General features: G+C 69.5%; 12 protein-coding genes. 5 read left to right on the plus strand and 7 right to left on the minus strand.

Annotation, left to right across the window (positions count from 1 at the left end; translation table 11 throughout):
* Nucleotides 1-30 precede the first annotated feature (30 nt).
* Entirely contained in the window at nt 31-1,020 is a 990-nt protein-coding gene (locus AC1RRF_RS04400; RefSeq protein ID WP_492833167.1) for an aldo/keto reductase, read from the plus strand.
* Here AC1RRF_RS04400 and AC1RRF_RS04405 read toward each other — a convergent pair.
* Genes AC1RRF_RS04405 through ligA form a run of 3 tightly spaced genes read right to left on the minus strand, consistent with a single transcriptional unit; the run spans nt 1,017 to nt 4,158 of the window.
* On the minus strand, nt 1,017-1,388 hold the full coding sequence (locus AC1RRF_RS04405) for an iron chaperone (protein WP_492833168.1): 372 nt from the start codon (nt 1,386-1,388) through the stop codon (nt 1,017-1,019). The two genes, AC1RRF_RS04400 and AC1RRF_RS04405, sit on opposite strands and share 4 nt — an antisense overlap.
* Nucleotides 1,389-1,393: 5 nt before the next feature.
* The gene (locus AC1RRF_RS04410; protein WP_492833170.1) at nt 1,394-1,816 is read right to left on the minus strand and encodes a DUF2147 domain-containing protein; all 423 of its coding nucleotides are present in this window, start codon (nt 1,814-1,816) and stop codon (nt 1,394-1,396) included.
* Between the two features lie 20 nt (nt 1,817-1,836).
* Nucleotides 1,837-4,158 (minus strand): NAD-dependent DNA ligase LigA, encoded by a 2,322-nt coding sequence (gene ligA / locus AC1RRF_RS04415; RefSeq protein WP_492833172.1) that lies wholly within the window; start codon nt 4,156-4,158, stop codon nt 1,837-1,839.
* Nucleotides 4,159-4,284: 126 nt separating this feature from the next.
* Here ligA and AC1RRF_RS04420 point away from each other — a divergent pair, with 126 nt between their 5' ends.
* The 3 genes from AC1RRF_RS04420 (at nt 4,285) to AC1RRF_RS04430 (ending at nt 6,509) form a co-directional block, all read left to right on the plus strand.
* Nucleotides 4,285-5,250: a M28 family peptidase gene (locus AC1RRF_RS04420; RefSeq protein ID WP_492833173.1), complete on the plus strand. Its 966-nt coding sequence runs from the start codon at nt 4,285-4,287 to the stop codon at nt 5,248-5,250.
* A gap of 79 nt (nt 5,251-5,329) precedes the next feature.
* Nucleotides 5,330-5,950, plus strand: a complete 621-nt coding sequence (locus AC1RRF_RS04425; protein ID WP_492833175.1) for a methyltransferase family protein — start codon at nt 5,330-5,332, stop codon at nt 5,948-5,950.
* Nucleotides 5,951-5,960: 10 nt separating this feature from the next.
* Nucleotides 5,961-6,509, plus strand: coding sequence for a hypothetical protein (locus tag AC1RRF_RS04430; protein WP_492833177.1), 549 nt, complete (start codon nt 5,961-5,963; stop codon nt 6,507-6,509).
* Between the two features lies 1 nt (nt 6,510).
* Here the strand turns inward: AC1RRF_RS04430 and AC1RRF_RS04435 are convergent, their stop codons facing one another.
* The 4 genes from AC1RRF_RS04435 to AC1RRF_RS04450 all read right to left on the minus strand — a co-directional run bounded on the left by AC1RRF_RS04435 (nt 6,511) and on the right by AC1RRF_RS04450 (nt 12,136).
* A complete protein-coding gene (locus tag AC1RRF_RS04435) occupies nt 6,511-8,019 on the minus strand; it encodes a Ppx/GppA phosphatase family protein (RefSeq protein ID WP_492833179.1) in 1,509 nt (502 codons plus the stop codon).
* A complete protein-coding gene (locus tag AC1RRF_RS04440; RefSeq protein ID WP_492833181.1) occupies nt 8,019-10,244 on the minus strand; it encodes an RNA degradosome polyphosphate kinase in 2,226 nt (741 codons plus the stop codon). The genes AC1RRF_RS04435 and AC1RRF_RS04440 overlap by 1 nt, the downstream gene beginning before the upstream one ends.
* 106 nt (nt 10,245-10,350) lie before the next feature.
* Nucleotides 10,351-11,370 carry an RcnB family protein gene (locus AC1RRF_RS04445; RefSeq protein WP_492833183.1) on the minus strand — a complete coding sequence of 340 codons (1,020 nt, stop codon included), beginning with the start codon at nt 11,368-11,370 and terminating at the stop codon, nt 10,351-10,353.
* Between the two features lie 166 nt (nt 11,371-11,536).
* Nucleotides 11,537-12,136: an RcnB family protein gene (locus AC1RRF_RS04450; RefSeq protein ID WP_492833185.1), complete on the minus strand. Its 600-nt coding sequence runs from the start codon at nt 12,134-12,136 to the stop codon at nt 11,537-11,539.
* A gap of 162 nt (nt 12,137-12,298) precedes the next feature.
* Between AC1RRF_RS04450 and AC1RRF_RS04455 the strand changes: the two genes are divergently transcribed.
* Entirely contained in the window at nt 12,299-13,018 is a 720-nt protein-coding gene (locus AC1RRF_RS04455) for a glutathione S-transferase family protein (protein ID WP_492833187.1), read from the plus strand.
* Nucleotides 13,019-13,078: the final 60 nt, after the last annotated feature.

The following is a 13,078-nucleotide window of genomic DNA, read 5'->3' on the forward strand; positions in this document are numbered from 1 at the left end:
CGGCTTCCTCACATTTCAGGAGACGCGGTGATGAAGACGCGCACGCTGGGCCGTTCGGGCCCTGAGGTTTCGGCCATCGGCCTGGGCTGCATGGGCATGGCCGCCTTCTACGGTCAGGCGTCGGACGAGACGCAGGCGACGGCGGTGATCCACCGCGCGCTGGAACTGGGCCTCAACTTCTTCGACACGGCCGAGATGTACGGCCCGCACACCAACGAGATCCAGGTGGGCAAGGCGCTGGCCGACCGGCGCGACAAGGCCTTCGTCGCGACCAAGTTCGGCATCGGCTACAACGCCGACCGCACGGCCCTGACCGTCGACGGCTCGCCGGCCAATGTGCGGCGGGCCATCGAGGGCAGCCTGAAGCGGCTGGGGATGGACCACGTCGATCTCTACTATCTGCACCGCGTCGACCCGAACACGCCGATCGAAGAGACCGTGGGCGCGATGGGCGAACTGGTGAAGGAGGGCAAGGTCCGCTTCCTGGGCCTGTCCGAGGCGGCGCCGGCGACCCTGCGCCGGGGCCATGCGGCCCATCCGATCACGGCGCTGCAGAGCGAATATTCGCTGTGGAGCCGCGAGCCCGAGGACGAGATCCTGGCGACCTGCGAGGAGCTGGGCATCGGCTTCGTGCCCTACAGCCCGCTAGGCCGGGGCTTCCTGTCGGGCGACATCCGGTCGATCGACGACCTGGCGCCCGACGACTTCCGCCGCTCCAACCCGCGCTTCATGGGCGAGAATTTCCAGAAGAACCTCGACCTCGTGGAAGCCGTGAAGGGCGTCGCCGCCGACAAGGGCGTGACGGCGGCGCAGCTGGCGCTGGCCTGGGTGCTGGCGCAAGGCGAACATCTGGTCCCGATCCCCGGCACCCGGCGCATCCCGACTCTGGAGGACAATATCGCCGCGGCGGAGGTCGTGCTGACGCCGGAGGACCTGAGCCGCATCGAAGCGGTCTTCCCCAAGGACGCGGCCTCGGGCCACCGCTACGCCGAGGCGGCCCGGTCGGCGTTGAACCGCTAGGCGGACTTGCCCGCGCGCTCGCGGTTCGCCCGCGCCCTGGCCTTCGCCATGTCAGAGATCAGGGCGAGGGGGACCGGCTGGGCTTTGGGAAACTGCACCGCGGACTTGGACACCTTCCAGGCCGAGAGTTCCTTTTCGTACCCCTCGAAGAAGGGCGGCGGGCAGGACAGGCTGTAGTGGTTGGCATAGGCCGAGATGTAGAACAGCCAGCCGTCCGACTTGTAGGCCGGGATCTGGTAGCTGATGACGGCCTCGGCGTTCGGGACCGCGTCCAGGATGGCGGCCTGCATGGCCAGCAGGACCTCGCGCTCTTCCGGCGAGCGCGAGGCCAGGTAGTCGTCGACGGTGCGGAAGTCGGTCTTGGCCATCGGATCTACTGAACCCGCGTCCAGGTCTGGTTGCGGCACAGGGGGGCGACGACGCAGCCGCGCAGTCGCAGGGTGTTGTCGCCCTGCATGGTGATGGTCCCGCGATAGGTGCGGCCGTCGGCGGGGTTGTAGACGCTGCCGTTGCTCCATTCGGTCGGGCCGCCGGTGAAGCCGCGCAGCATGGGCAGGTTGCGCAGGGGGCGGGTGCGCAGCGAGCGGTCCGAATTGTTCTCGTCCAGAGCGCCGGGTTCGGCGCGGATATGATCCGACGTCACCAGCACGCCGCACAGCGCTTGGCCGCAACGGCTGATGCGGACCTGTCCGCCGTTGGTGGGGGTCTGCCACAGGCCGGTCGGATCGCTGGCGAAGGCGGGAGCGGCGAGGGCGGCGGAGGCGGTCAGGACGGCGGCGAGAAGGGTGAGGCGCATGGGGAGCTCCGGAACAGATTTCAGCCGCCGATCAGGGCCAGCCATTCGTCTTCGGTCAAAATCACAACGCCGTGCTTTTGCGCCTCGGCCATCTTCGATCCCGCGCCCGGACCGGCGACGAGGTAGTCGGTCTTCTTCGACACCGAGCCCGAGACCTTGGCGCCCAGGCTCTCCGCCCGGGCCTTGGCCTCATCGCGGGTGAAGCGCTCCAGGGCGCCGGTGAAGACCACGGTCTTGCCGGCGACGGCGGTGTCGGTCTTCGGCCTCTCGGCGTCCTCGACGGCGTCGAGCTGTTCGATCAGGGCGTCGACGACGGCGCGGTTGTGCGGCTCGTGGAAGAACTGGGCCAGGGCCCGCGCCGCGACGGGACCGACGCCGGCGATGCCCGCGATCTCGCCCAGCGTCATCGAAGGCCCTTCCTCGCGCGCGACCCGCGCCAGATGGACGATGGCGGGCCAGTCGGGGGCCAGCAGGGCCAGGGCGCGGCGGGCCGGGGAGGCGACGCCGGGGAAGGCGAGGGACAGCTTCTGGTCCAGCGGCGCCTCTGGCCACGGATCATCGACCGGCGGCGTGGCGGCGGCGAGAACGGCCAGGGTGCGTTCGGAGACGCCGTGGCCTTCAGCCAGTTGCGTCCATTCGGCCGACGGAATGCCTTCGGCCGCGTCGAGGCAGGCGGCGTGGAAGGCGCTCCACGATCCGAAATGACGGGCCAGCAGGATGGAGGTTTGCTCGCCGATGTCGCGGATGCCGAGGGCGAAGATCAGCCGGTCCAACGCGATGACCCGGCGGGCGTCGATGCCCGTGATCAGGTTGCGGACGCTGGTCTCGCCGTAGCCGTCCTCGTTGCGCAGTTCCTCCAGCCGGGCCTCGTCGCGGGCGAGGCGGAAGATGTCGGCGGGCTCGTGCAGCCAACCACGCTCGTGGAAGCCGACCAGCTGCTTCTCGCCCAGGCCCTCGATGTCGAAGGCGCGGCGGCCGACGAAATGCTTGAGCCGTTCGACCAGCTGGGCGTCGCAGATCAGACCGCCGGTGCAGCGGCGGCGCACCTCGTCGCCCTCGCGGACGGCTTCCGAGCCGCAGACCGGGCAATGGGTCGGGAAGACGTAGGGCGCGGCGTCGGCGGGACGCTTCTCCAGCACCACGCCGAGGATCTGCGGGATCACGTCGCCGGCGCGCTGCAGGATGACGGTGTCGCCGATGCGCACGTCCTTGCGGGCGATCTCGTCCTCGTTGTGCAGGGTGGCGTTGCGGACCACGACGCCGCCGACCGTGACCGGATGCAGGCGGGCGACGGGGGTCAGGGAGCCGGTGCGGCCGACCTGGATGTCGATGCCCTCGAGGATGGTCTGGGCCTGCTGGGCCGGGAATTTATGGGCGATGGCCCAGCGCGGCGTGCGCGAGACGAAGCCGAGGCGCGCCTGCCAGTCCAGCCGGTCGACCTTGTAGACCACGCCGTCGATGTCATAGCCGAGGGTCGCCCGGTCGGTCTGGAGGCCGTCGTACAGGGCGATCAGCCCGGCGGCGTCCTCGACCCGCTGAGAGCGGCCGTTGACCTTGAAGCCCCAGGACTTGAGGGCCTCCAGGGCATGGGCCTGGGTGTCGGCGAACGGCGCGGAGACCTCGCCCCATGCATAGGCGAAGAAGCGTAGCGGGCGCGTCGCCGTGATCGCCGGGTCCTTCTGGCGCAGCGAACCGGCGGCGAAATTGCGGGGGTTGGCGTAGGTGCGCTGGCCGGCGGCCTCGGCGGCGGCGTTGAAGGCGTCGAATTCATCGTTGGGCGCATAGACCTCGCCGCGCACCTCGATGACCTCGGGCCAGCCGGAGTCGGACAGGGTCTGCGGAATGTCGCCGAGAGTCAGAAGATTGGCGGTCACGTCCTCGCCGGTCTTGCCGTCGCCGCGCGTCGCGCCGCGCACCAGTCTGCCGTGCTCGTAGCGCAGGCTGGCGCTGAGGCCGTCGATCTTGGGCTCGGCGACGAAGGCGATGTGCTCGTCCGCCGACAGTTTGAGGAAGCGGCGGATGCGGGCGTCGAAGTCCGTCACCTCCTCGGGCGAGAAGGCGTTGTCGAGCGACAGCATGGGCACGCCGTGGCGCACTTCGGCGAACTGGCTGGAGATCGGACCGCCGACCACCTGCGAGGGCGAACTGGCCGAGGTCAGGTCGGGGAAGGCGTCCTCGATCTCCAGCGCGCGGCGCTTGAGGGCGTCGTACTCGCCGTCGCTGATCTCGGGCGCGTCGCCGCCGTGATAGAGGGCGTCGTGCCGGGCCAGCTCCGCGCTCAGGCGATCCAGCTCGGCGCGGGCGTCGCTTTCGCTCAGCTGGTCGACGGGCAGGTCAGACATGGGTCGCTCCGGAATCGATGCGTCTTTCTAGCATTCCGGCGGCGTCCGTCGCCCCGCCATGACAGGAAGTTAATCTGACGCCGCGTCCGCGGACCGCTAGCGTCGATCGTTCTTCAGGAGAATCCCTTGGCCCGCTTCAACCGTCTGTTCCTGTCGTGCGCCGCCGCGAGCCTGCTGCTCGCCGCCTGCGCGCCCACCGTCACCGCGCCCGCCGCGGCGCCGGTCGCGCCGGCGGTCCCGGCCTTCCAGGCGCAGTTGCTGGAGGACGTGCGCATCCTGGCCTCGGACGAGATGGCGGGCCGCGACACCGGTTCGGCCGGGGGCGAAATGGCCCGGAACTATATCGTCGGCCGTCTGGAAGCGTTGGGCGTCGTCGCCCCCGCCATGGGCCGCCTGCAGCCGTGGGAGGCCACGGGCCGCACCCGCGCGGGCCCCAAGACCTACAATGGCGTCAACATCATCGGCGTGATCCCGGGCACGCGGGTGCCGGACAAGTACATCGTCGTCACCGCCCACTACGACCACGTCGGCACCAACGACGGCCAGGTCTTCAACGGCGCCGACGACAACGCCTCGGGCGTGGCGACCATGCTGGCCCTGGCCGCCGAGCTGAAGCGCCAGGCGCCCGAGCACAGCGTCATCATCGTCGCCCTGGACGGCGAAGAGCGCGGGCTGCTGGGGGCCAAGCATTTTGTCGAGGCGCCGCCGGTGCCGCTGACCTCGATCACCATGAACCTGAATTTCGACATGACCGCGCGGGCCGAGACCGACGGCAAGCTGTGGGTCACGGGCACCTACCAGAACCCGTCGTTCCGCCCGATCCTGGAAGGCATTCCGGCGGACGGGGCGGTGGCCCTGGCCTTCGGCAAGGACACGCCGCAGGACACCGGCGAGGACAACTGGGTCGAGTCCTCGGATCACGCGGCCTTCTACAAAGCGCAGATCCCGTTCCTGTACCTGGGGGTGAACTACCACCCGGATTATCACCGCCCGTCGGACGACTTCGAGCGGATCACGCCGGCGGTGTTCACCAGCGCGACGACGCTGTCGATCGCCTCGTTCCGGGCGCTGGACCGCGCGCTGGATCGCTGACGGCGTCTTTTTGCCAAGATTGCCGTTGCAAGACTCCGCCGACGCATCGAAGCATGCGGTTTCGAACGGAGTGAGCGTGATGGCGACAGCGAGTTTCGACCTCGGTCGGGTGCAGAGAATTCGCAAGGTGGTCATGGGCCTCGGCATCCTGGCCGTGGTCGCCGTGGCGGTGCTGACCCGGTCGCTGGGCGGTGAGACTGATTTCCACGAGGGACTGGAAGCCTTCGGCCTGGCCCTGATTGCGGTGTGCATCGTCGGCCGGGCCTGGTGTTCGCTCTACATCGGCGGGCGCAAGAAGGACGAGATCGTCAATCGCGGACCGTATTCGGTCAGCCGCAACCCGCTGTATGTGTTCAGCTTCATCGGCGCGTTCGGCGTCGGGGCGCAGACCGGCAGCATCTCGCTGGCCCTGCTGTTCCTCGTCCTGACCGTCGTGGTCTTCTGGTTCACCGTGCAACGCGAGGAGGCCTGGCTCTCCGAGGCCTTCGGCAAGACTTACGCAGACTATGTCGCCCGTACCCCGCGCTTCGGCCCAGACTTCTCCAAGTGGCGCGACGAAGGCACCCTGGAGATCCGGCCCCGCTTCTTCCTGACCACCCTGAGGGACGGGCTGGTGTTCATCCTGGCCGTGCCGCTGTTCGAGTCGGTCGAGAGGCTGCAGAACATCGGCTGGCTGGCCCCGCTGCTTCACCTCCCCTGAGGATTCCCGAATGCGCCGTCTCCTGATCGCCGTGGCCCTCGCGGGCCTGACCCTGGCCTCGTGCGACAACGGGAGCGGCTCGCGGCCCGCCGCGCCGACGGCCCCGGTCTTCACCCACACCGCGTCGGGCGACGTGTCCGGCTACTATCTGCCGATGGACGAGGCGCGGGTCGGCAAGTGGTCGTTCGACCATGTCTTCGTCGGTCAGGCCGCCGAGTTCGAAAGCTGGAAGACGGGTCAGCGCGGCGGGACCTTCGCGCCCGTCATGCTGCAGTTCGACGATACGACCAGCCCGATGGTCGCCACTGAGATCGGCGAGGCGCGCAGCGTCACCGTGCGAGTGCTGCCGACCTCCTACAGCGTCAATGACGCCGAAATCCGCTTCGAGGGCCGCTCGGCCGAGCTGGGCGTCGTTCAGTTCAGCGGCCGGCTGGATCAGGGCGCGCTGGCCACGGCGCGGCGCAACCTCGGCGACGAGGGCACGGTGCTGACCGGATCGCTGAAGGTCGGCGACGCTCCCGCCCAGGCGGTGCGCCTGCGCTGGTGGATGGGCGACTGACCTAGTCCCTGCCGTCGATCTGCAGCTTCAGCCCCATGGCCTCGGACAGCGCCTTGCCCCGGCGGCGCGTCTGCTCGCCCAGCAGCACGTCGGCATAGCCCTTGGCGGCGGTCAGCAGCAGGACGCCGTCCTTCACCGTCGCGCGGGCGTTGACCAGCAGCTGGGGCGAGCGGCCGGACAGGTCGCAGGCCAGCCGGATGGCCAGGCCGACGGCGCGGGCGCCCAGGCGCTGTTCCTCGGTCAGCAGGCGCGAGACCGTGGCGGGCTCGGGCGTGGCCGAGGGGCCGCCGTAGCGGGCGTTGACGGCGCAGGCCAGCCAGGCCCGCTCGGCATGGGTCTGGCCCGGCACCGGCGCGCGCAGCACCTGGTCAAAGGCCAGTTCGACCCGGTGATCGGGGTGCAGGCGGGCGCCGAGGTCGGCCAGCCGGCAGGCGGCGTCGGCCAGCACCGCGTCGCGCTCGCGCTCGAAGGACGGCGGCAGGGCGGCCAGCACCGGCTCGATCCAGGCGCGCAGGGCGGCGGGCAGGGTGGGCGAGATGCCCTGACGCGCGCCCAGGGCCGATGAGCCCGCCAGCAGCGGATCGGCGGCGGCGGTTTCGGCGTCCAGCGCCTCGTACAGCAGGCCCTCGCGCACGCCCCAGGCCGACAGGACGATGGATTTCAGGCCGAGCCGGTCGATCAGCCCCTCCAGCACCAGGGCGGCGTGGGGCAGGGTCTCGGCGCGCTTGCGCGACAGGCCGGGCCATTTCTCCAGCGAGGCCTTCGACTGGCGGGCGATCAGGCGGGCGGTGTCGCGGGCGTCGGCGGCGCTGAACCGATACTGGTGGACCACGTGCAGCGGGTAGCCGCTGATGTCCATGTGCACCTGGGCCAGTGTCCGCCAGGCCCCGCCCACGGCGTAGAGGGTGTCGGCGGCGAAATCCTCCGCGGGCTTCAGCCGCTTGGCGATGGCGGCGCGGTGGCGGTCGGGATCGAACCCCTTGGGATCGACCAGGGCGAAGGGCCCCAGCGGCAGGGTGACGCCCCGCTCGACCTTGCCGTGGCCCAGCCGGACCAGCTCAAGGCTGGAACCGCCCAGGTCGCCGGCGACGCCGTTCGCGTCCGGAATGCCGGCCAGCACGCCCAGCGCCGCATAGCGCGCTTCCTCCTCGCCCGAGAGGACGCGGATCTTCAGTCCGGTCTCGGCGGCGACCGTGTCGCAGAAGGCCTGGCCGTCGGCGGCCTCGCGCACGGCGGCGGTGGCGGCGACGAAGGTGTGGGCGGGCTTCACCCCGTCGATGACGGCGGCGAAGCGCTTGAGCGCGGTCAAGGCCTGGGCCGCGCCCTCGACGGACAGCTTGCCGGTGGCCGACAGATCGCGCCCGAGGCCGGCCAGCACTTTCTCGTTGAACACGGTCCAGATGGCCCGGCCTTCCAGTCGGTACAGCACCAGACGCACCGAGTTGGAGCCGATGTCGATGGCGGCGACGTCCCGGGGCGCGCCGATCACCTCCTGCAGGGCCTTGGGCATCAACGCTTCTTCCGCTCGGGGCGGACGTAGCTGAGGTGGCCGGGCAGGGTCTTCACCTTGCGGCCGCGGCCGGACAGGCTGGGGTTGGTCATGAAGTAGCGGTGGGCCGAGAACGGGCGCTCAGCGTCCGCGGGCGTCACGCGGGTGTAGCCGCCGTCCGCGGTCAGCACCCAGCTCTGCGCGTCGTCCTTCAGATTGGCGACCATGATCTGGTCCAGCACCTGGTCGTGAACGGTGGCGTTGCGGACCGGGGTCATCAGCTCGACCCGGCGGTCCAGATTGCGCGGCATCCAGTCGGCGGACGAGATGAAGACCTTGGCCTTGTCGTTGGGCAGGTCGCGGCCGTTGGCGAAGGCGACGATGCGGCTGTGCTCGAGGAAGCGGCCGACGATCGACTTGACCCGGATGTTCTCGCTCAGTCCCTCGACGCCGGGGCGGAGGCAGCAGACGCCGCGGATGACCAGTTCGATGCGCACGCCCCACTGGCTGGCGCGGTACAGGGCGTCGATGATCTCCGGATCGACGAGGGCGTTCATCTTGGCCCAGATGGCCGCCGGCTTGCCCTGGGCCGCCGCCGACATCTCCTTCGAGATCAGGTCGATCAGCGTCTTCTTCATGTTCAGGGGCGAGACGACCAGCGCCTCCAGCTCGTCCGGCGGGGCGTAGCCGGTGATGTAGTTGAACACCCGCGAGGCGTCGCGCGCTATCACCGGGTCGCAGCTGAACAGGCTGAGGTCGGTGTAAACCTTGGCCGTGACCGGGTGGTAGTTGCCGGTGCCGAAGTGGCAGTAGGTCTTCAGGCCGTCGCCCTCGCGCCGGACGACGACGCTGAGCTTGGCGTGGGTCTTCCACTCGACGAAGCCGAAGACCACGTGAACCCCGGCGCGTTCCATGGCGCGGGCCCATTTCAGGTTCGCTTCCTCGTCGAAGCGGGCCTTGATCTCGACCAGGGCGGTGACGTTCTTGCCGTTCTCGGCCGCCTCGATCAGGGCCGCCACGATGGGGCTGTCCTTGGAGGTGCGGTACAGGGTCTGCTTGATCGCCAGCACGTTCGGATCGCGCGCGGCCTGACGCAGGAACTGGACCACCACGTCGAAGCTCTCGAACGGGTGGTGGATCAGCATGTCCTTCTCGCGGACCGCCGCGAAGATGTCGCCGCCGTTGTCACGAACCCGTTCGGGGTAGCGCGGCTCATAGCCCGGGAATTTCAGGTCCGGATGGCCGGCGGGGATGAGTTCGGACAACTGGGCCAGACCCAGCATGCCGTCGACCAGAACCGTGTCCTGCGGCGCGGCGTTCAGCTCATCGGTGATGAAGGTGCGCAGGTCGTCCGGCATGGACGCCTCGATCTTGATGCGCACGACCGAGCCCAGGCGGCGCTGCTTCAGCGCCTCCTCGAACTCCATGACCAGATCCTCGGCCTCTTCCTCGATCTCGATGTCGCTGTCGCGGATCAGACGGAAAACGCCGCGTTCCAGCACGTCGCAGCCGGGGAACAGGTGGTCGATGAAGAGCATCAGCAGGCTCTCCAGCGTCACGAACCGCTTGCGGCCCGGGGTGGAGCGGCCGTCGGTGGCCAGCGGCCAGAACCGCTTCACCTGGGTCGGCACCGGCACCAGGGCGTAGAGGGTGCGGCGGTCCGAGCGCCGCTTCAGCTTCAGCGCCAGCGAGAAGCCGAGATTGGGCAGGAAGGGGAAGGGGTGCGCCGGGTCGATCGCCATCGGCGTCAGCACGGCGAACAGCTGGTTCAGGAACTCCGGCTCCAGCCGATCGCGCTCGGTCTTGGTGATGCGGGCGGCGTCGACCACCTCGATCCCGGCCACCGCCAGTTCGCGGCGCAGCTTGCGCCAGCGGCGCTGCTGCTCGGTCATCAGGCTGCCGGCGGCGACGTTGACCTGCTCCAGCGCCTCGGCCGGGGTCAGGCCGTCGGGCGAGACGACCCGGACGCGTTCGCGCACCTGGCCCTTCAGGCCCGCCACGCGGGTCATGAAGAACTCATCCAGGTTGTTGGCGGAGATCGACAGGAAGCGCAGGCGTTCCAGCAGCGGGTGGGCCGGATTGGCGGCTTCCTCCAGCACGCGGCCGTTGAAGGCCAGCCAGGAGGTCTCGCGGTTGAAGAACCGCGTCGGCGAGGTCATCAGCTCCTCGGACAGACGCAACTGCGGGGCGCGGGAGGAGGGGACTTCCTCGCCGGAGGTGCTGTCGCTGATCGCCGGATCGGTCATGCGCCGGTTCTGACGCGCCACGCGGTTTGCTGCAACCTTGGTCCCACAACGAAAAACGCCGCCCGACCCGAAGGTCGGACGGCGTTTCGTCCGTAAGCTGACGGACCTACCAGGCCCAGGCGTCGTAGATGACGTCGAGGATGTACCCGTCGTACTCGTCGATCAGGTAGATGGTGTTATCGACCAGCACCCAGCGCGTGCCTGCCGGCGGGTAGCCCAGGCCATAGGTGCGCCAGTCGTTCAGCTGGTAGCGCCAGAAGATCGACGGCAGGAAGTCGCCGGCGTACCAGCGCTGGTTCCAGTACGAGCGGGGCACGTTGTAGTAGCCGTAGCCCGGCGCGAAATAGAAGCCGATCCGGACGCCGCGATAGTCGCGCCAGCGACGGTCGTTCCGCCACCAGTCACGGCCGTGGTTCCGGTTCCAGTCGCGGCGCCACTGGTCGCCGTTGAAGCGGCGACGGAAATCGTCGCGATCCCGGTCGCGGTGATGGCCCTGGTTCCAGCCGCCGTTGGGACGGTCGGGCCGGTCCGGGCGATCAGGACGTCCCGGCCGATCAGGACGATCCGGGCGTCCGGGCCGGTCAGGTCTGTCGGGCCGATCTGGCCGGTCGGGGCGATCAGGGCGATCGGGGCGGTCAGGCCGTCCAGGCTGGCCGGGCCAACCCGGACGATCGGGACGATCAGGTCTGTCCGGACGGTCGGGTCTGCCGGGCTGCCCGGGGCGATCAGGCCAGCCGGGACGGTCCGGCCGATCCGGGCGGTCGGGACGGGGCTGCTGAGGTCGGTCGGGCCGGTCGGGACGATCAGGGCGCGGCTGTTGCGGCCGGTCAGGGCGATCGGGACGATCCGGTCTGTCCGGACGGTCCGGTCTGTCGGGGCGGTCCGGGCGGGGCTCTTGAGGTCGATCCGGTCGGTCCGGGCGATCAGGCCGGTCGGGCTGAGGCGGGCGATCCGGGCGCTGGGGGCGCAGCTCCGGGGTCGGTCGGTCCGCGTCGGACATACGTTGCTCGCCGCCGCCGCCGCGGTCGCCGCGGCGGTCGTGGTCCTGCGCCGCCGCCACGACGGGCGCGACCAGCGGCGCCATGAGAGCCGTGAGGGTCACGGCGACCATAAGTGAGCGTTTCATTCTCGTTTTCTTCTCCGCACGCCCCTGTCAGGCGGCTTGATCCCACGGTCGTGCTTTCATGCTGAACGGTGACTGAACGAACAGCGTCGTCACGTTAAGCTTCAGTCATGAAAAACGCCCCGTGGACGGATCCACGGGGCGTCGTTCGGTCGGACGCGCGCCGACCCTAGAAGACGTCGTGCAGCACGCTGGCGATCAGGCCGGAGGCGACGGCGATCATGACGATGTCATTGTTGGCGTAGACGTAGCGATAGCCGCGCGGGGCCGGGCGCAGGCCGTAGACGTACGGATCACGCACATAGTAGCCGCGGTAGGACGACGGCAGATAGCCGCCGCGCTGCCAGCGGTAGCCGTAATAGCGCGGCTCGACCCGGTAGTAGCCGTAGCTCGGTGCGTACCAGTAACCGCTGCGGGCCCCGCGATAGTCGCGGAAGTCGTCGCGGCCGCGCCACCAGTCGCGGTTGTTGCGATCCCAGCGGCGGTCCTGGCGGTAATCGCGCCGGTCGTCGCGATAGTCGCGGCGATCGTCCCGGCGGTCCCGGCGATAGTCCTGACGATTGTCGTAGTCGCCCTGACGCCAGTCGCGGCGGTCATCGCGGCGTTCGCGGCGGAAGTCCTGGCGGTCGTCGCGACGGTCCTGGCGATAGTCGCGACGGTCATCGCGGCGTTCCTGGCGGTCGCCGCGGCTCTGGGCCTCGGCGGCCAGCGGCGCGGCCGTCGTCGCCAGCGCCAGACCGATCACGGCGGCCTTGGTGAAACGGTTCATCCTTCTTCTCCCTGTCGGACCGGGGCGGGGGAGCCCGTCCGTTAAGCATGGGACGAAGTTCGTCCCCGGCCGATGAACTGCCGCTGAACATCCCTGTCAGCTTGCCGGTTGCGCGCGGGACAGGCGGCGCCCACCTCGACCGTAACCGTCACAGGAGCCGTCATGACCCGCCCGATCGAACTCTGGTACTGGCCCACGCCGAACGGCTGGAAGGTGTCCATTGCGCTGGAGGAGATGGGGCTGCCCTACACGCTCAAGCCCGTGAACATCGGGACGGGCGAGCAGTTCGCGCCCGCCTTCCAGAAGATCAGCCCCAACGGCCGCATGCCCGCCATCGTCGATCCGGACGGCCCGGACGGCATGCCGCTGGCCATCTTCGAGTCCGGCGCCATCCTGCAGTACCTCGGCGCCAAGTCGGGCAAATTCTATCCGCATGATCTGCGCGGCAAGGCCGAGGTGGATCAGTGGCTGTTCTGGCAGGTCGGCGGCCTGGGCCCGATGGCGGGCCAGACGCATCACTTCCGCCAGTACGCGCCCGCGATCATCCAGGACCAGCGCCAGATCGCCTACGGCGTGCGCCGCTACACCGACGAGACCCACCGCCTCTATGGCGTGCTGGACCGCCGGCTGGCGGACCGCGCCTACCTCGCGGGCGAGTACTCCATCGCCGACATGGCGGCCTGGCCGTGGATCCTGCCCGAGTTGCAGGGCCAGAACATCGATGAGTTCCCCCATCTGAAGGCCTGGCTGGCGCGGGTCGGCGAGCGGCCCGCCGTGCAGAAGGGCCGCGCGCTCGGCGAGGAGTTGCGCAGGAACCTGGCGGCGTCCGGAAAGGCGGCCGAGGACGCCCGCAAGGTGCTGTTCGGCCAGCGCGCGCGCTAACCCTTCGTAAGGATGCGAGTCACGTCTCGTTAGGGCCTCTGAATCAGAGATTATCGAGAG

The organism is Brevundimonas sp. GW821-FHT12C05, assembly GCF_058807475.1.